The organism is Paraburkholderia sp. SIMBA_054, from assembly GCF_046534875.1.
GTDB lineage: Bacteria > Pseudomonadota > Gammaproteobacteria > Burkholderiales > Burkholderiaceae > Paraburkholderia > Paraburkholderia hospita.
The window spans coordinates 15,708-32,707 of record NZ_JAWRXV010000025.1; the positions used below are offsets into that span (position 1 = coordinate 15,708).

The following is a 17,000-nucleotide window of genomic DNA, read 5'->3' on the forward strand; positions in this document are numbered from 1 at the left end:
TGTCCTGAAATTACCCACGAGGGTTACCCTCACCGGAGGACACGATGGACTTCGAATGGCGAGATCTCGCTTTTCATCGGGAGATCGGCTCGGCCATCGACGCCCTCGATGGTCCGCATTTCTGGGCGCGCCTGACGCGCGTGCTCGAAAGGCATGTCGGTTTCGACAGCTGGGTCGCGTTGCGCTTCAAGCGCGATGCCGCGCCGCTCGTGCTCGCCGAGCAGGCTATGCCCGACGGCAAGATCGACCTGATGTTTCAGGACTATCTGGCCGCGCTCTATCAGCTCGATCCGTTCTATCTCGCCGCGTTCGAAACGCGGGCGTCGGGCTTCTACACGCTCGCCGACGTTGCGCCTGACAACTTCCGGATGACCGAGTACTACCAGCGCTACTTCAAGAAGAATATCGTCGGCGACGAGGTGCATTTCAATGTCGTGATTGATCGCGATCATACGATGGGCTTTTCACTCGGCAAGACGAGCCGCTACGACGAGCGCGAGATCGCGTTGCTCACGCTGTATTCGCCGTGGGTGCTCGCGTTGATGCAGCAGCGCTTGCGTTTCGAGAAGTTCGTTGGGGAAGAAGAGCCACGCGCGACCGGAAACGAAGAGGCGGATCTGCATGCGCGCTTCGGCATGCTGACAGGCAAGAACGGGCGCGGCGCGTTGACTGCGCGCGAGATCGAGGTGGCGATGCTGTCGTTGAGCGGGTTCTCGTCGCGTGCGATCGCGGAGAAGCTGTCGATCTCGTTCGAAACGGTGCGCGCGCACAAGAAGCACATCTACGCGAAGCTCGGCGTCGGATCGCAGTCCGAACTGTTCGCGATGTTTTATGAGCCGGGGAGAACGGTCGAGCCGGAGTGAATGTTGTCGCGCTGCTTCGATTGCTTGTGATCGAAGCAGCGCGCGGCGCTCGGTGCTAGCAGTGCGTGCGCGCGTCGAGTTCGTGGCCTGGTGATGGCTTGAGCGGCTTAATAGCGGTCGAGCCGGTTGCCCGCAACACGCACGCGATCACCAGGATGCAGGTCGCCGGGCGAGCCGACATCGAAAGCGCGCACGGAGCCGTCGTTCAGTTGCACCGCAATCCGGTAGCCGCCCGGCGACGACGCGCCTGCCTGCTGACCCAACTGGTTGCCCGCGACGGCGCCGCCCAGCACGCCGATCGCAGTCGCCGCATCGCGTCCATGGCCGCGCCCGAACTGGTTGCCGATCACGCCGCCGACAACCGCACCGATCACGGTGCCTGCGACGCCGCCCGCCGTCACGGCGCCTGGATTCGCAAGCGGCTGGATCGACGAAACTACGCCGTATTGCTCGCCGTATCCATAGCCCTGTTGCGGCTGCTGGTAAGCCTGGTAGTCTTGTCCATCGGGCTGATCGTAGCCGGGTTGTTGATACTGCGGCTGCTGCGCATACGGCTGCTGATAGGGCTGTTGATACTGCGGCTGCTGCGCGTAGCCAGGCTGCGCATAGACCGGTTGCGCCGGTTGTGCGTAGGCCGGTTGCGTGGTGTAGGTCGAGCCATAGCTCGCGCCGTACGGCGAATTGCCAGGGACGACGCAGCCTGCGAGCGGCAGCGTAACGCAGAGCGCGATCAACGTCGTTCGAACGAGAGGGCGAGCAAAACGGGTGTGGGTCATGTTACGTGATTGTCGTGATGCCACCAGGTGTGGACCGCGACGAGTATAGGGAAACGCGCATCGCTAGTGATGCGCGGCCTGCGTAACAGTATGTAAATTGCGCGTCCGATAAAAACGCCTGGTGAAACAGTGACGCGCGGGTGGGAGGCGGGTGAAAAAACGGTTGAAAAAAGCGAGGAGGTCAGAAGCGAAAGCCGGTGCCAATGGCGCAGCTACCGCCAACTCCGCCGCTGCCGCCGCCGATGTTGCAAAACACGCCGCAGCCGGACAACGCTAGCGACAGTGCAACGCCCGTTACAAACACCCTCGCGAACGAGACGACGCGGCGGCGATTTGCGCCCGGCATCCGCGAACTGCGGGCGGCGGCACGCTTCGGGTGAATTGACACGATGGCGGGAGCGAAATTTCGATAGGCATGACGAAGCCGGAAGCGCTGAAAAACCGACAACCATATCTTGGCCTGGAATGCCAGCCCATACGACAATTCCTAATCCTGGGTGTGTCCTCTAGGCGTCTGACAAATCCATTTCTCAGCGTCCTGATAAAATGCCAGAGCCGCAACGTAGTGGACTGCAAATGAAATTGCTTGATGCACTTGTCGAACAACGGATTGCCGCCGCGGCTGCGCGCGGCGAGTTCGATGATTTGCCGGGAACCGGCGCGCCGCAGGTTCTCGATGACGACGCCCTGGTGCCCGAGGAAGTTCGCGTAGCGAACCGCATTCTGAAGAATGCGGGCTTCGTGCCGCCCGCCGTCGAACAATTGCGGGCGCTGCGCGACCTGCAGAACGAGCTGGATGCCGTCAGCGACCGCAGCAGCCGCTGCCGCCTGCAAGCGAAGATGCTGGCCCTCGATATGGCACTGGAATCGCTGCGCGGCGGGCCGCTCGTGATGCCGCGCGAGTACTGTCGCCGGATCGCGGAGCGCCTGTACGAGCGCGTCGCGGAAGAGCCGACCGCCGACGCGGGGCCGGCGTGAACCCCGGCGTCGATCCGGCTGTTTTGCCGTCTGCCGACTCCGTTTCGTCTGAAGATTTGATCATCCCGTCCTGCTCGGGCGTCAGCGTCGCGAACGAGACGAGCGCTACCATCGACACTCCCGCGCCCGAACCCGCCCCGATTACCGAACGCGATCGCCGCTTCATGGCGCTCGCGCAGGCTGCCGCCGAAGAGGCGCGCGCCGTTGGCGAGGTGCCTGTCGGCGCGGTGCTGGTCTGTGGCGACGAAGTGATTGCAAAAGGCTTCAATCATCCGATCGGCGGTCACGATCCTTCCGCGCACGCCGAAATGGCCGCGCTGCGCGCCGCTGCGCAGAAGCTCGAAAATTACCGGCTGCCGGGTTGCGAGCTCTATGTGACGCTGGAGCCTTGCCTGATGTGCGCGGGCGCGATCATGCACGCGCGCATCGCACGCGTCGTGTTCGGCGCGCGCGATCCGAAGACGGGCGCGTGCGGTAGCGTCGTCGATGCCTTCGCGAATCCGCAACTGAACCATCACACGACAGTGACGGGCGGCGTGCTCGAAGAGGAGTGCGGCGCTGCGTTGCGCTCGTTTTTCGCCGACCGCCGGCGCGCCGCGCGGGAAGCGCGCGCTGCAGCCGCATTGAACAACGCATCGGATGCCGCCGATCCGCGTGCGGACACTAATCAGACCCACTGACTTGCCACTTCATATGGCCAAGCACCGCACCATCGAACTGATCGCGCCTTCCGGCTATCCACACGATCCGAACGCGATTCATCTCGCGCTGAAGCGTTTGCGTGCGCAAGGACATCACGTGGAGAACGTCAACGCGACGCAGCGGCGCTATCAGCGGTTCGCCGGCACGGATGGCGAGCGCGCGGCTGAACTCAATCGCCTCGCGGATCCATCGCGCGAACTGCCGGATATCGTGCTCGCCGTGCGCGGCGGGTACGGCGCAGTGCGCATCCTGCATGGGCTCGACTATCGCGGCCTGCAGCGCCGCCTGGGCGACCAACCGATCGCCTTCTGCGGACACAGCGATTTCACGGCGCTGCAGCTTGCGCTGCTGTCGCAGGCGAACGTGAAGACCTTCGGCGGCCCGATGCTCGCCGTCGACTTCGGCGCCGAAAGCGTCAGCGATTTCACGATGAAACACTTCTGGAAGGCGCTGACTTCGGAGACGTTCACGATTTCCAGTACGGCTCCCCAACCGCAAACCGTCGACGTAACGGGCACGCTGTGGGGCGGCAATCTGGCGGTGATCGCATCGCTGGTCGGCTCGCCGTACATGCCGCCTGTGGAAGGCGGCATCCTGTTTGTCGAGGACGTGAACGAGCAGCCATTCCGGATCGAGCGGCTGATTTATCAGTTGCATCTGGCGGGCATTCTCGAGCGGCAACAGGCGCTCGTGCTGGGGGATTTCTCGGGCGGCAAGCCGTTCGACTACGACAACGGATACGATCTGCGCGCGATGGTCGAGCAGGTGAGGTCGGTGGTCGGCATTCCGATCGTGACGGGGCTGCAGTTCGGCCATATTCCCGATATGGTGACGCTGCCCGTCGGCGCCGAAGCGCGTCTCGTTGCGGGCGCGCGCGGGTTCAAGCTGACCGTTTCAGGGCATCCCGTGCTCGAATGACGGTTGGGTCCCTGTTTCACATCCGGCGAAGGCGAGGCAGCTCGCCTTTGTTTTTGAGCGTCTAATGCAACTAACTGTCTGGCGCGTTTGATGCCTCCCAGTGCCGTCGCGTCGGCGCACGGCCGGATTTTGTTGACAAAATAGTCTGCAAGGAAGGCGGCGATCGAACCGTGCGTATGCGCTGAAATCGAGCACTGATAACGCTTTCGGAGCGTTTGGGTTAGTTTTGAGCACTTCAGTCCAAACCAGAATTGTCGTAAATCCGCCCTCAAAATTGTTGACAATATTTATGTCCGTCCTAAGATGGACCACATAACAGCACGCCCATCATGTCCGACACACACAACGTCACCGCGAGCAGCACGAAACCCGAAGCGATCGCCGAGCGCATTCGCGCCGCGATCCTCGAGCATCGGCTCGCGCCTGGCGCGAAATTGACGGAAGCCCAGTTGTGCGAAGTATTCGGTGTCAAGCGCGGACCGATCCGTCAAGCGCTCGCTCTGCTGTCCACCGACCACCTCGTCGATCTGGAGCCGAACCGCGGCGCGTTTGTCGCGAGTCCGTCGCTGCAGGAAGTACATGAAGTGTTCGAGATGCGCCGGATCATCGAACTGGCCGTCGTCGACAAGATTTGCGCGAGCCAGGGCTCGCGGCGGTTGAAGAACATCGGCGGGATGATCGCGCGGGAGCGCAAGGCGTTCGAATCGCGCGACTTTCCGGCGTGGATCAGGCTGTCGGGCGAGTTCCATACGGAGCTTGCGTCACTGACGGGCAACACGGTGCTGTGCGATTGCCTGAACGGACTGGTCGCGCGCTCGACGCTGATCTCGGCGCTGTACGAATCGCTGGGCCGCAGCCCGTGTTCGTTCGAAGACCACGAAGCGATTCTCGCCGCACTCGACAGCGGCGACGCGAAGACAGCAGGCGCACTGATGTCGCGCCACTTGCAGAGCGTCGAGTTGAAGATGCTGGATCGGCCGGCTAGCGGTGGGACCGATCTGCACGAAGTGTTCGGCATGCGCGCGCCCAGGGCCGCAGCCGGCTGAAGATTGTCGAAGTGCAAGCCTGACGCACGCCCGCGCTCGCTGGCGGTGCGCGCTGCACTGAAGTGAACGGAGCTTGACCAGAAAGTCGACCCAAAGGTCGATCGCTATCACATCCGATACACGCCGCACCCGGCGTGTATCGAGACCGAAAGACCGGACGGCGAGGGACGCCCATCAGGCGGACCACGCTCACACGGCGAAGCCTTGCAGGCGTTCGCGGAAAGCCTGCAAGGTCATCAAAACAAGTACGTAAGTACGGAGACATCCGCGGCAACCTGTAAGCGATGCGCATACGCGCCAGCCACATAGTGGGCCGGCCGCGCGCCTGGCATACACGATGCAATGCTCGTCGATTCCCGTCGGCGTTCCCATCTTAGGAGGAATCCATGGCTCAGTTCAGTGCAGCACCGGATAGTTCGGCAATCCCCGATTACGAGAGCAGCGGACAAGGCGCTCACGCGATGCCCGCAGGCTACAGCGAACGCCTGTACAACGAAGACCTCGCGCCGTTGAAGCATCAGACGTGGGGCGCGTATAACATCTTCGCGTTCTGGATGTCGGACGTGCACAGCGTCGGCGGTTACGTGTTCGCGGGGAGTCTCTTCGCGCTCGGGCTGACGAGCTGGCAGGTGCTGATCGCGCTGCTCGTTGGCATTACATTCGTCAACGTGCTGTGCAACATGATCGCGAAGCCGAGCCAGCAGAACGGCGTGCCGTATCCCGTCGCGTGCCGTGCGACCTTCGGCGTGCTGGGCGCCAACGTGCCCGCCGTGATCCGCGGCCTGATTGCGGTTGCATGGTATGGCATCCAGACGTATCTCGCGTCGAGCGCGCTGGTGATCGTCGTGCTCAAGTTCTTCCCACAACTGCTGCCCTATGCGGATGTGCATCATCACGGCTTCATGGGTCTGTCGACGATCGGCTGGGCCGGCTTCATGTTGCTGTGGGTTTTGCAGGCACTCGTGTTCTGGAACGGCATGGAGACGATCAAGAAGTTCATCGACTTCGCCGGTCCCGCCGTGTACGTGGTGATGTTCATTCTCGCCGGCTACATGATCTGGCGTGCGGGCTGGAAGAACATCGGCATCAATCTGGGCGGCGTGAAGTATCACGGCATGGAAGTGATCCCGGTGATGATCACGGCGATCTCGCTGGTGGTGTCGTACTTCTCCGGCCCGATGCTGAACTTCGGCGACTTCTCGCGCTACGGCAAGAGCTTCCGCAGCGTCAAGCGCGGCAACTTCTGGGGCCTGCCCGTCAACTTCCTCGCGTTCTCGCTGGTGACGGTCGTCACGACGGCTGCGACGCTGCCCGTGTTCGGCGAACTCATCACCGATCCCGTCGAAACGGTGGGCCGTATCGACTACCCGACAGCCGTGATTCTCGGTGCACTGACGTTCACGATTGCGACCATTGGCATCAACATCGTCGCGAACTTCGTGTCGCCTGCATTTGACTTCTCGAACGTGGCACCGAAACTGATCAGCTGGCGTGCAGGTGGCATGCTCGCTGCAGTGGCATCCATTTTCATCACGCCGTGGAACCTGTTCAACAATCCGGCCGTGATCCACTACACGCTCGACGTGCTCGGCAGCTTCATTGGACCTTTGTACGGCATCCTGATCATCGATTTCTTCCTCGTGAAGCGTCAGAAGGTCGTGCTCGACGATCTGTACACGGTGTCGGAAAAGGGTTTGTACTGGTATCACAACGGCGTGAACTATCGTGCCGTCGGTGCGCTGCTGCCGGCTGCAGTGATCGCGGTGATCTGCGTGATGGTACCGTCGCTGGACGGTCTTGCGAACTTCTCGTGGTTCATCGGCGCCGGACTCGGTGCAGTGTTCTACAGCGTGCTGGCTCGCAATCTGCCGCGCGGTGCATAAAAGTTCATCAAAGGATGCAAGCAATATCTTGCATGGGACCGGAGTAGACGCTAAAGCGCCAACTCCGGTCGACGCAATAACTTGCATGGGACCGGAGTAAGCGCTAAAGCGCCAACTCCGGTCGACATAGGAGTCGACATGCGTATCAAACTGATCAACCCGAACACGACGCAACGGATGACGGAGGCCATGGGCCGTTGTGCGCGCGACGTCGTGGCGCCGGGAACGGAGCTGGTGGCGGTGAGCCCGACGATGGGCCCGCCGTCGATCGAAGGCTATTACGACGAGGCGCTCGCCACGCCGGGCCTGCTCGCGGAAATCGAAGCGGGCGAGCGCGAAGGCTTCGATGGTTATGTGATTGCATGTTTCGGCGATCCTGGCCTTTACGCGGCGCGCGAACTGGCGCGCGGCCCGGTGATCGGCATCGCGGAGGCGGCGATGCATGCGGCGAGCGTGCTGGCGCCGGGCTTCTCGGTGGTGACGACGCTCTCGCGGACCTGCGGCATGGCCTGGCATCTGGCCGAGCGCTATGGCATGAAGCGGTTCTGCCGCAACGTGCGCGCAACGGATGTCGCCGTGCTCGAACTCGATCAGCCCGGCTCCTCCGCGCGGCGCATCATTCTCGACGAATGCCGGCGCGCACTCGACGAGGACGGCTCGGACGCGATCGTGCTCGGCTGCGCGGGAATGGCAGAGCTGTGCCGGGAGATCGAGGATGCGCTGGGCGCGCCCGTCGTCGAAGGCGTGACGGCGGCTGTGAAATGGGTTGAAGCGCTCGTTTCGCTGCGGCTGGCCACGGCCAAGCGGGGCGACTACGCGCGCCCGCTTGCCAAGCGCTATGACGGCGAGTTCGCGCGCTTCAGCCCGACGGGCGAGCAGCCAGCCGCAGCGCCTGCCGCCCAGCAAGGCGCCGGGGAAGCGCTGCTGCGGGTGAACTCGAGTGCGCTACGCGCCGACCCCGCCGCTAATATTGCACCGCACATACACTCAGTCTGACATGCACTATCTGCCCGGGTGTATGGGCGCACCCGGGTGTTTTCGCTACACTGGTTCAACCCTGCCGGCCCTGCCGTAGCGTGTTTTCCCGCTTTTACGACGTCGCCGGTGCGTACCCGTCAACGCTCACGTCAACCGCTGCGCCATTCACATCATGTCATTCGACCCGAACTATCCGCGCGACCTGATCGGCTACGGCCGCCACCCCGTGCAGGCAAACTGGCCAGGACGCGCGCGCGTCGCGGTCCAGTTCGTTCTCAACTACGAAGAGGGCGGCGAGAACTGCGTGCTGCATGGCGATCCCGGCTCGGAACAGTTCCTGTCGGAAATCGTCGGCGCGGCGTCGTATCCGGCGCGTCACATGAGCATGGAGTCGATCTACGAATATGGCTCGCGCGCGGGCGTGTGGCGCATCCTGCGCGAGTTCGAGAAGCGCGGTCTGCCACTGACAGTGTTCGGCGTCGGCATGGCGATCGAGCGGCATCCGGAGCTCGCGCGCGCTTTCGTCGAACTGGGCCATGAGATCGCCTGTCACGGCTATCGCTGGATTCACTATCAGGACATGTCGCCCGAGCGCGAAGCCGAGCATATGCGCCTGGGCATGGAAGCGATCGAGCGCGTGACGGGCCAGCGGCCGCTCGGTTGGTACACGGGCCGCGACAGTCCTAATACGCATCGGCTGGTCGCCGAATACGGCGGCTTTCTGTACGACTCGGATAACTACGGCGACGACCTGCCGTTCTGGATGGACGTCGAAGTGACGGGCGGCGCGAAAGTACCGCAACTGATCCTGCCGTACACGCTCGACACCAACGACATGCGCTTCGCCACGCCGCAAGGCTTCAACACGGCGGACCATTTCTTCACGTATCTGCGCGACGCATTCGACGTGCTGTACGAAGAGGGCGACGAAGCGCCCAAGATGCTGTCGATCGGCATGCACTGCCGCCTGCTCGGCCGCCCTGGGCGGATGCGCGCGCTGCAGCGTTTTCTCGATCACATCGAAAAGCACGAGCGCGTCTGGGTGACACGGCGTGTCGATATCGCGCGTCACTGGCGTGAGCATCATCCTTATCAACAACAGGACAACCGCGGGGCTGCGGCATGAAGGCGATGCAATACACACTGGACCAACTCAACAGCATCTCGACCGACGCGTTCGTCGCGGCGCTGTCGGGCATCTTCGAGCATTCGCCGTGGGTCGCCGAAGTGGCTGCCGCGCAGCGTCCGTACGCGAACATCGACGCGTTGCACAAGACGATGTCGAGCGCCGTCGAAACCGCGGGCGAAGCGAAGCAGTTCGCGCTGATCAACGCTCACCCGGAACTTGCGGGCAAGGCGGCCGTGCGCGGCGAACTGACGGCCGAATCAACGCGCGAGCAAAGCGGCGCTGGCCTCGGTCAATGCACGCAGGAAGAGTTCGACAAGTTGCTGCGCCTGAACGCGGCGTATCGCGAGAAGTTCGGCTTTCCGTTCATTCTCGCCGTGCGCGGCTATGACCGGTACGGCATCATCGCGAACTTCGAAGCGCGCGTGAACAACAGCCGCGCCGACGAACTGCGCGCGAGCCTCGACCAGATCTATCGCATCGCGCGTTTTCGTCTCGACGATCTGATCAGCGCCTGATCGTCGCCTGATAGCCGTAACACCGGCACGCATTCACGCACTCACAAAGCAACAACCCGACAGCAAGGAAGACAACGATGGCACTCCCGATTCTCGATCCCAACGCCCCCGAATTCACGCGCCGTTTCGTGAACCTCGCGGACCCGCGTCTTGGCGCACAGGCGCTCGAAGCCAGCGACGATTTCTTCGCGCCGAAAGACCGCATGCTGAATCCGGAGCCGGCCGTGTTCATTCCGGGCAAGTACGACGAGCACGGCAAGTGGATGGACGGCTGGGAAACGCGCCGCAAGCGCACGACGGGCTATGACTGGTGCGTAGTGAAGCTCGCGCGTCCGGGCGTCATCAAGGGCCTCGATCTCGATACCAGCCACTTCACGGGCAACTTCCCGCCGGCGGCATCGGTGGAAGCGGCGCGCGTGGTGGACGGCGCGCCGAACCAGTCGACGCAATGGACGGAGATCGTGCCGTCGACGACGCTGCAAGGCAACAGCCACCACTACCTCGAAGTGGGCGACACGAACGCATATACGCACCTGCGCGTGAACATCTATCCGGACGGCGGCATCGCGCGTCTGCGCGTGTACGGCCAGCCGCAGGTCGATTGGGCGGGTGCGAGCCGCACCGATCTGTTCGACCTCGCCGCGATGGAAAACGGCGCGTATCTGGTCGGCGCGAACAACCAGCACTTCGGCGCCGCATCGACGCTGCTGATGCCGGGCCGCGGCGTCAACATGGGCGACGGCTGGGAAACGCGCCGCCGCCGCGAGCCGGGCAACGACTGGGCAATCGTCGGGCTCGCGCAACCGGGCGTCATCAAGAAGATCGAAGTCGATACCGCGCACTTCAAGGGCAACTATCCGGACCGCTGCTCGATCCAGGCCGCGTATGTGACGGGCGGCACCGACAGCTCGCTGATCACGCAGGCGATGTTCTGGCCCGTGCTGCTCGGCGAGCAGAAGCTGCAGATGGACAAACAGCACTTCTTCGAAAACGAGATCGCGGCGCTCGGGCCCGTCACGCATATCCGCTTCAACATCATTCCGGATGGTGGCGTGTCGCGCCTGCGTCTGTGGGGCACGCTCGCATCATGAAGACACTCGCTATCGAACCGCTGACACGCGAAGCATTCGCGCCGTTCGGGGACGTGATCGAACTGGAAGGCGCGAAGCAGATCCCGATCAATCTCGGCACGACGATCCGCTACCACGATCTCGCGAATGTCGACATCACCGACGAAGGCGGCCGCACGCTCGTCAATCTGTTCCGTGGACAACCGCGCGCACTGCCGTTCGAAATCACGATGATGGAGCGGCATCCGCTGGGTTCGCAAGCGTTCATTCCGTTGAACGACAAGCCGTATCTGGTTGTCGTTGCGCCTGCTGGCGAGCTGGATGAATCGAAGATTCGCGCGTTCGTGACGAGCGGATGGCAAGGCGTGAACTACGCGAAAGGCGTGTGGCACCATCCGCTGCTCGCATTGGGCGAGGTGAGCGATTTCATCGTCGTGGATCGTGGTGGCGACGGGCACAATCTCAACGAGCAAAATTTGCGCGAGTCGCAGTGGTTGACGGAAGAGGCGATGAATGCGGTTGTCGTCTGATACTTGCGCGCTGTGTTTATGTTTGAATTGCGCGGTTTGGTAGTGTGATTGGTTGTGGTTGAAAAAGCCCATTGCGATGGAAGTCGCAATGGGCTTTTGCTTTGGTGCGCGTGTTGTGCGTGGCATATGAAATCGCGGACAATCGCTGGCGGCCTTGATGATAGACAGCACAACCTATTCGCGAGAAAAACATGCAAGCGTCACTGAACCGGATTTTGCTGTATGTGAGGGACGTCGAACGCGCGTGTGCGTTTTATCAGCGCTATTTCGGCTTCACGGCCACGCGCGATAACGACGACCGTATCGTCGAACTGACTTCGCCGCACGGCGGCGTGATCCTGTTGATTCATCCTGCCGCGAAAGGCGTCAAAGCAGGGCAAGCGACCGTCAAGCTGGTATTCGACGTAGAGGACGTGGAAGCGTTTAAGGCTCACTGTGCAACTGACGGACTCGTGTTCGGCGCGACGCATCGCACGGACGGCTACAGCTTTGCGAATGCAAAAGACCCGGACGGCAATTCCGTGTCGATCTCCAGCCGCGGCTTTCGCGTGGACCGATGAGCACGTGTGACGATTTTTGCGCACCGTCACTGGCATAAAAAAATGCGGACTGCCGCTTGCGCGAACAGCCCGCTAACCTCGAAGAACCGGGCTTGCGCCCGTCATCGACACCTCATTCGTTAATTCACCGCACCGCCCTGGAACCACGCGGCGATCTTCTGACGTTCCTCGTCGGTCATGTGCGTGACGTTGCCGAGCGGCATCGCCTTCAGCGTCACGGCCTGCTGATAGATGCGCTGCGCGTTCGTCGAAATCTCTGCAGGCGTATCGAGCAGCACGCCAGCGGGTGCGCTGCCCATCATCGTCGGATGCGCGGAGTGGCAGGCGACGCAGCGCTGCTGCAGCACGGGCACGATATCGGCCGTCTTCACGACAGGCGCGTTCGCCGCTTCCGCCACGGGCACGACGGGCTTCGGCATCGTCCAGAACAGCGCGCCGAACATCAGCACGATGCCGGCGAGCGGCAGATACCACAGCACCTGGCCACGGTGACGCATCACGAAGAACTGACGGATCAGCGCGCCCGCCAGCATGATGACGACCAGCACCGCCCAGTTGTACGGATGCGTGTACGTCATCGCGTAGTGGTTCGACAGCATCGCGAACACGACGGGCAGCGTGAGGTACGTGTTGTGGACTGAGCGCTGCTTGCCGCGCTTGCCGTAGATCGGGTTCGGCGTTTCGCCCTTGAGCATCGCGGCGACCATCTTGCGCTGACCAGGGATGATGACGAAGAACACGTTCGCCGACATGATCGTCGCGAGCATCGCGCCCATGATCAGATACGCCGCACGGCCCGCGAAGATGTGGCACGCGAGGAACGCGGCGATCAGCACATAGATGCCCACGCAGATGCCGAGCACCTTGTCCTTGTTGCCGAGCAGCCGGCACAGCGAGTCATACACGATCCAGCCCGCAGCGAGAAAGCCGAGCGCCGAGAAGATCGCGACGACGGGGCCCATGTCGAGCACGTTCTTGTCGATCAGATACGTGTTCGGCGCGAACAGATACAACACCGTGAAGAGACCGAAGCCGGACAGCCAGGTCGTGTACGACGGCCACTTCGACCAGTGCAGGTCGTCGGGCATTTCGGGCGGTGCGACGGTGTACTTCTGCATGTTGTAGAAGCCGCCGCCGTGCACGTGCCACAGTTCGCCGAACACGCCGCGTCGGCGCTGATTCGGGTCCACAGGCGGCTTCAGGCTGTTGTCGAGCGCAACGAAGTAGAACGACTCGCCGATCCATGCAATCGCGGCGATAACGTGAAACCAGCGAATCGCGAGATTCAGCCAGTCGGTGATAAAGCCTTCCATGAAACTCCTCCACTCCTGATTCGTTGTTCGCGCAGCATCTTGGGTGTTGCGCGGCATGCGGGGTTGTTGCGCCGGTGCATGTCCGCTATTGGATCAGTGCATGCAACGGCAATCGGATGAAATCGGGTGCCGATCGATCACGGCTTTCTGGCTTGCGCTTCGCGAATGTCTCCATGTCATCTGCGAAATGCACGCACGCGCACGATCGTGCACGCGACGCCGATCGCTTCAGCTGCCGCGATACGTGCTGTACGCCCACGGCGACACCAGCAGCGGCACGTGATAGTGCGCACCTGCATCGGCGATGCCAAAACGCAGCACGACGCGATCGACGAAGCGCGGTTCAGGCACTTTGGTGCCGATCGACGCAAAATAGTCGCCTGCATGGAACACCAGTTCATATTCGCCGACGGCGAGTGCATCGCCTTCGAGCAGCGGCTCGTTGCAGCGGCCGTCGTGATTGGTGGTGGTGGTTTTGAGCGCGCGGCGCGTGTCGCCGGAGAGCGCAAAGAGTTCGACCTTGATATCGGCGCCGGGACGGCCGTTTGCCGTGTCGAGCACGTGGGTAGTGAGCTTGCCCATTCGCGATTGTCCTTGTGTGGATGCGAGGTATCAGCGGCGGCCCGATCCATTACACGTTGCGGCGGATCGAGGCTCCACGTCAGTGGCTACATACCCGTCGGCGGTTTGAAGCGAGCGCCGTGACATCCATTGTAGAAACATTGTTCACCTTCGCGCGCCAGCGATAGGAAAGATAATCGCTACCGCATGACGCCCCGCAGGCGGGTATCGGACAGGCAGTCCGATGCAGGCTCGACGGGAGGTGCTGCACGGTTCCGATCGTACCGGCGCCAAAAATGACGACTATATGCGCGGTGTGAACTTCGGTATCGCAGCGGCGCGAGTTGCCAGCGCAATTTTGTCGCCCGAAGGTTACGTCCATGCGCGGCGGTGCCGCGCATCCCGAAGACGGCGGAACACGCTGGGTAACCGGGCCAACTGCGTTCGAACGGACGCGACGGCACGGTGGCGTGCCGCCGACATCGCGTTCGAACGACTTTTGCACTTGCCCGGACAACCGCAGGCTGCGGCGACGGCAGAACGATGCAGCTTTGAGCGGCTACATGCGGCCAGAGCAGCGCAACGGCGCAGCATCGTGCGGCGGCCTCATCTGCGGCAACACAGGGCAGCACTGGAGAAACGAATGACGATGCAAACCAGTTCAACCGGCGTGACGCGAACGACCGGCCAGCGCGGCAAGACGATGCTGGTCAGGCATGCGGACGTGCTGGTCACGATGGACGGCGAGCGGCGCGAGTTGCGCGACGGCGGCCTGTATATCGAAGACAACCGGATCGTCGCGGTGGGTCCGACGAGTGAACTGCCCGACACAGCCGACGAAATCCTCGACATGACGGGCCATCTGGTGATTCCCGGGCTCGTCAACACGCACCACCACATGTATCAGAGCCTGACGCGCGCGATTCCTGCCGCGCAGGACGCCGAACTGTTCGGCTGGCTGACCAGCCTGTACAAGGTGTGGGCGAATCTCACGCCGGAAATGATCGAGGTGTCGACGCTGACGGCGATGGCCGAACTGCTGCTGTCGGGCTGCACGACGTCGAGCGATCACCTGTACATCTATCCGAACGGCAGCCGGCTCGACGACAGCATCGCCGCCGCGCGCCGCATCGGCATGCGTTTTCATGCGAGCCGCGGCAGCATGAGCGTCGGACAGAAGGACGGTGGCCTGCCGCCGGACTCCGTCGTCGAGAAAGAAGCAGACATTCTGAAAGACACCCAGCGTCTGATCGAGACGTACCACGACGAAGGACGTTACGCCATGCTGCGCGTCGTTGTCGCGCCGTGTTCGCCGTTCTCGGTAAGCCGCGATCTGATGCGCGAATCGGCTGCCATGGCGCGGCATTACGGCGTGTCGCTGCATACGCACCTCGCCGAGAACGTGAACGATATTGCTTACAGCCGCGAGAAGTTCGGCATGACGCCGGCCGAATATGCAGAGGACCTCGGCTGGGTCGGCCGCGATGTATGGCATGCGCACTGCGTGCAGCTAGACGATGCAGGTATCGAACTGTTTGCGCGTACGGGAACGGGCGTCGCGCATTGTCCGTGTTCGAACATGCGGCTCGCATCGGGCATCGCGCCCGTGAAGAAGATGCGGCTCGCGGGCGTGCCCGTCGGCCTGGGTGTCGACGGATCGGCTTCCAACGACGGCGCGCAGATGGTCGCCGAAGTGCGTCAGGCGCTGCTGTTGCAGCGGGTCGGCTTTGGACCGGATGCGATGACCGCGCGCGAGGCACTCGAGATTGCGACGCTTGGCGGCGCGAAAGTGCTGAATCGCGACGATATCGGCGCGTTGGCGCCCGGCATGGCGGCGGATTTCGTGTCGTTCGATCTGCGGCAGCCGCTCTTTGCGGGCGCGCTACATGATCCCGTCGCGGCGCTGGTGTTCTGCGCGCCGTCGCAGGTATCGACGAGCGTGATTGGCGGAAAGGTCGTGGTGAAGGACGGCGTGCTGACGACGGTGGATCTCGGTCCGGTGATCGAGCGGCACAACAGTCTCGCGCGGACGCTGTATGAAAGTGCAGCATAAGCGCGCGGCATGAAAGCAAGGCGGCGGTTCGAAACCGCCGCCTGAAAGATAGTGCTTTGCTTGTCGCGTGAAAGGTGAACTACTTCGCGATCAGCGTCTTGGTCGCTTCGGCGACGAGGCTGCGCAACCAGCGCACTTCATCGGAGTAATGCACGCGCTCATGCCACAACTGGTAATACTGCATCGGCGGGAAATCCAGCGGTGCGGGCACGACGGTCAGCGGCAGGAACTTCGCGTAGTAGTCGGCGAACAGGCGCGTGGTCGTGAAGATCAGATCGGATTTGATCAGCACGTACGGCGCAAGGTTGAAGTACGGCAGCGTGACGACGACATGGCGTTTCAGGCGCTCGCGCGCGAGATGCACGTCGATCGCACCGCGCTGGCCGACGGAATAGGGCGTCGGCGCAAGATGCGGCGCGTTCAGGTATTGATCGAGCGTTAGGTTGCCGCGCTTTGCGAACGGATGCGTGTTGCTCATCAGACACACGATCTGGTCGACGAACAGATTGGACAGGTGCAGTTGCTCGGGCGGTTCCGGCCAGTTGCCGACGACGATATCGAGCTTGCCGTCCTCGAGCGCCAGTTCATAGTCGAACGCGGGGCCAAGCGAATGGAACTCGAGCGTCGCGTTCGGCGCGGCCTTGCGGAAGCGCTCGACGACGGTCGGCACGAACAGCACGTTCAGGTAGTCCGGGCAGCCGATCCGGTAGCAGCGGATCGACGTCGCCGGATCGAAGTTGTGCTGCTGAAATTTAATGCGTTCGATTTCGCGCAGTGCATTTTGCACGGGTTCGAGCAGGCGCAGTCCGTACTCGGTCGGCACCATGCCGGATTTTCCGCGCACGAGCAGCGGGTCGCCCGTGATGTCGCGCAGCCGCCGCAGCGCGGCACTGATAGCCGGTTGGGACTGGTTCAGTTTGACGGCGGCGCGCGTGACGCTGCGCTCCATCAGAAGGGTGTGCAAGACGCGCAGTAGGTAAGTGTCGATCGCCTCGCGTTGCTGACTCATGACTTCTCCGAAATATATGTTTTGGCTGATCGAACGGGCTTGGGGGTATATGCGTTTTAATATAGAGATAAAGAGCCGTCAAGGGTGGGATACCCGCAAACCGCGCAGCGGCGCGG

At 62.4% G+C, this 17,000-nt stretch carries 17 protein-coding genes; 13 read left to right on the forward strand and 4 right to left on the reverse strand.

Annotation, left to right across the window (positions count from 1 at the left end; translation table 11 throughout):
* Positions 1–44 precede the first annotated feature (44 nt).
* Positions 45–863, forward strand: a complete 819-nt coding sequence (locus tag SB822_RS27795; protein ID WP_090836011.1) for a response regulator transcription factor — start codon at positions 45–47, stop codon at positions 861–863.
* Between the two features lie 107 nt (positions 864–970).
* Here the strand turns inward: SB822_RS27795 and SB822_RS27800 are convergent, their stop codons facing one another.
* Entirely contained in the window at positions 971–1,639 is a 669-nt protein-coding gene (locus SB822_RS27800) for a glycine zipper 2TM domain-containing protein (RefSeq protein WP_090836012.1), read from the reverse strand.
* A 576-nt stretch (positions 1,640–2,215) separates the two neighbouring features.
* On the opposite strand from SB822_RS27800, the gene SB822_RS27805 reads away from it, so the two are divergent.
* From SB822_RS27805 to SB822_RS27855, 11 genes are all read left to right on the forward strand, one after another.
* On the forward strand, positions 2,216–2,617 hold the full coding sequence (locus SB822_RS27805; protein WP_007749400.1) for a DnaJ family domain-containing protein: 402 nt from the start codon (positions 2,216–2,218) through the stop codon (positions 2,615–2,617).
* A gap of 110 nt (positions 2,618–2,727) precedes the next feature.
* On the forward strand, positions 2,728–3,297 hold the full coding sequence (gene tadA, locus SB822_RS27810) for a tRNA adenosine(34) deaminase TadA (protein ID WP_244144594.1): 570 nt from the start codon (positions 2,728–2,730) through the stop codon (positions 3,295–3,297).
* Positions 3,298–3,310: 13 nt separating this feature from the next.
* Positions 3,311–4,237, forward strand: a complete 927-nt coding sequence (gene ldcA, locus SB822_RS27815; RefSeq protein WP_090836014.1) for a muramoyltetrapeptide carboxypeptidase — start codon at positions 3,311–3,313, stop codon at positions 4,235–4,237.
* A gap of 329 nt (positions 4,238–4,566) precedes the next feature.
* Complete coding sequence (locus SB822_RS27820) at positions 4,567–5,283, forward strand: GntR family transcriptional regulator (protein ID WP_079485107.1); 717 nt, start codon at positions 4,567–4,569, stop codon at positions 5,281–5,283.
* Between the two features lie 386 nt (positions 5,284–5,669).
* Entirely contained in the window at positions 5,670–7,166 is a 1,497-nt protein-coding gene (locus tag SB822_RS27825) for an NCS1 family nucleobase:cation symporter-1 (protein WP_039901437.1), read from the forward strand.
* Between the two features lie 138 nt (positions 7,167–7,304).
* Complete coding sequence (locus tag SB822_RS27830; RefSeq protein ID WP_079499757.1) at positions 7,305–8,162, forward strand: aspartate/glutamate racemase family protein; 858 nt, start codon at positions 7,305–7,307, stop codon at positions 8,160–8,162.
* 154 nt (positions 8,163–8,316) lie between these two features.
* Positions 8,317–9,270 carry an allantoinase PuuE gene (puuE, locus tag SB822_RS27835; protein ID WP_007749393.1) on the forward strand — a complete coding sequence of 318 codons (954 nt, stop codon included), beginning with the start codon at positions 8,317–8,319 and terminating at the stop codon, positions 9,268–9,270.
* On the forward strand, positions 9,267–9,788 hold the full coding sequence (uraD, locus tag SB822_RS27840; RefSeq protein ID WP_090836015.1) for a 2-oxo-4-hydroxy-4-carboxy-5-ureidoimidazoline decarboxylase: 522 nt from the start codon (positions 9,267–9,269) through the stop codon (positions 9,786–9,788). Before puuE ends, uraD begins: the two co-directional genes overlap by 4 nt.
* Positions 9,789–9,865: 77 nt before the next feature.
* Positions 9,866–10,879, forward strand: coding sequence for an allantoicase (gene alc / locus SB822_RS27845; RefSeq protein WP_090836016.1), 1,014 nt, complete (start codon positions 9,866–9,868; stop codon positions 10,877–10,879).
* Complete coding sequence (locus tag SB822_RS27850; RefSeq protein ID WP_090836017.1) at positions 10,876–11,388, forward strand: ureidoglycolate lyase; 513 nt, start codon at positions 10,876–10,878, stop codon at positions 11,386–11,388. The genes alc and SB822_RS27850 overlap by 4 nt, the downstream gene beginning before the upstream one ends.
* 191 nt (positions 11,389–11,579) lie before the next feature.
* Complete coding sequence (locus SB822_RS27855) at positions 11,580–11,948, forward strand: VOC family protein (protein WP_090836018.1); 369 nt, start codon at positions 11,580–11,582, stop codon at positions 11,946–11,948.
* A gap of 119 nt (positions 11,949–12,067) precedes the next feature.
* On the opposite strand, the gene SB822_RS27860 is transcribed toward SB822_RS27855, so the two are convergent.
* Together SB822_RS27860 and uraH are read right to left on the reverse strand one after the other, a co-directional pair.
* Complete coding sequence (locus tag SB822_RS27860; RefSeq protein WP_090836019.1) at positions 12,068–13,261, reverse strand: urate hydroxylase PuuD; 1,194 nt, start codon at positions 13,259–13,261, stop codon at positions 12,068–12,070.
* Positions 13,262–13,489: 228 nt separating this feature from the next.
* Positions 13,490–13,843, reverse strand: coding sequence for a hydroxyisourate hydrolase (gene uraH / locus SB822_RS27865; RefSeq protein ID WP_007588274.1), 354 nt, complete (start codon positions 13,841–13,843; stop codon positions 13,490–13,492).
* Positions 13,844–14,465: 622 nt separating this feature from the next.
* Here uraH and SB822_RS27870 point away from each other — a divergent pair.
* Positions 14,466–15,875, forward strand: a complete 1,410-nt coding sequence (locus SB822_RS27870) for an 8-oxoguanine deaminase (protein ID WP_090836021.1) — start codon at positions 14,466–14,468, stop codon at positions 15,873–15,875.
* A gap of 79 nt (positions 15,876–15,954) precedes the next feature.
* Here the strand turns inward: SB822_RS27870 and SB822_RS27875 are convergent, their stop codons facing one another.
* A complete protein-coding gene (locus SB822_RS27875; RefSeq protein WP_007588280.1) occupies positions 15,955–16,884 on the reverse strand; it encodes a LysR substrate-binding domain-containing protein in 930 nt (309 codons plus the stop codon).
* Between the last annotated feature and the right edge of the window lie 116 nt (positions 16,885–17,000).

Bases quoted from the DNA above. Each gene is read 5' to 3' on its own strand.
- puuE (WP_007749393.1), top strand. From the start codon at position 8,317: ATGTCATTCGACCCGAACTATCCGCGCGACCTGATCGGCTACGGCCGC.
- SB822_RS27850 (WP_090836017.1), top strand. From the start codon at position 10,876: ATGAAGACACTCGCTATCGAACCGCTGACACGCGAAGCATTCGCGCCG.
- SB822_RS27875 (WP_007588280.1), bottom strand. From the start codon at position 16,884: ATGAGTCAGCAACGCGAGGCGATCGACACTTACCTACTGCGCGTCTTG.
- SB822_RS27825 (WP_039901437.1), top strand. From the start codon at position 5,670: ATGGCTCAGTTCAGTGCAGCACCGGATAGTTCGGCAATCCCCGATTAC.
- ldcA (WP_090836014.1), top strand. From the start codon at position 3,311: ATGGCCAAGCACCGCACCATCGAACTGATCGCGCCTTCCGGCTATCCA.
- uraD (WP_090836015.1), top strand. From the start codon at position 9,267: ATGAAGGCGATGCAATACACACTGGACCAACTCAACAGCATCTCGACC.
- alc (WP_090836016.1), top strand. From the start codon at position 9,866: ATGGCACTCCCGATTCTCGATCCCAACGCCCCCGAATTCACGCGCCGT.
- SB822_RS27820 (WP_079485107.1), top strand. From the start codon at position 4,567: ATGTCCGACACACACAACGTCACCGCGAGCAGCACGAAACCCGAAGCG.
- SB822_RS27800 (WP_090836012.1), bottom strand. From the start codon at position 1,639: ATGACCCACACCCGTTTTGCTCGCCCTCTCGTTCGAACGACGTTGATC.
- SB822_RS27795 (WP_090836011.1), top strand. From the start codon at position 45: ATGGACTTCGAATGGCGAGATCTCGCTTTTCATCGGGAGATCGGCTCG.
- SB822_RS27860 (WP_090836019.1), bottom strand. From the start codon at position 13,261: ATGGAAGGCTTTATCACCGACTGGCTGAATCTCGCGATTCGCTGGTTT.
- SB822_RS27805 (WP_007749400.1), top strand. From the start codon at position 2,216: ATGAAATTGCTTGATGCACTTGTCGAACAACGGATTGCCGCCGCGGCT.
- SB822_RS27855 (WP_090836018.1), top strand. From the start codon at position 11,580: ATGCAAGCGTCACTGAACCGGATTTTGCTGTATGTGAGGGACGTCGAA.
- SB822_RS27870 (WP_090836021.1), top strand. From the start codon at position 14,466: ATGACGATGCAAACCAGTTCAACCGGCGTGACGCGAACGACCGGCCAG.
- SB822_RS27830 (WP_079499757.1), top strand. From the start codon at position 7,305: ATGCGTATCAAACTGATCAACCCGAACACGACGCAACGGATGACGGAG.
- uraH (WP_007588274.1), bottom strand. From the start codon at position 13,843: ATGGGCAAGCTCACTACCCACGTGCTCGACACGGCAAACGGCCGTCCC.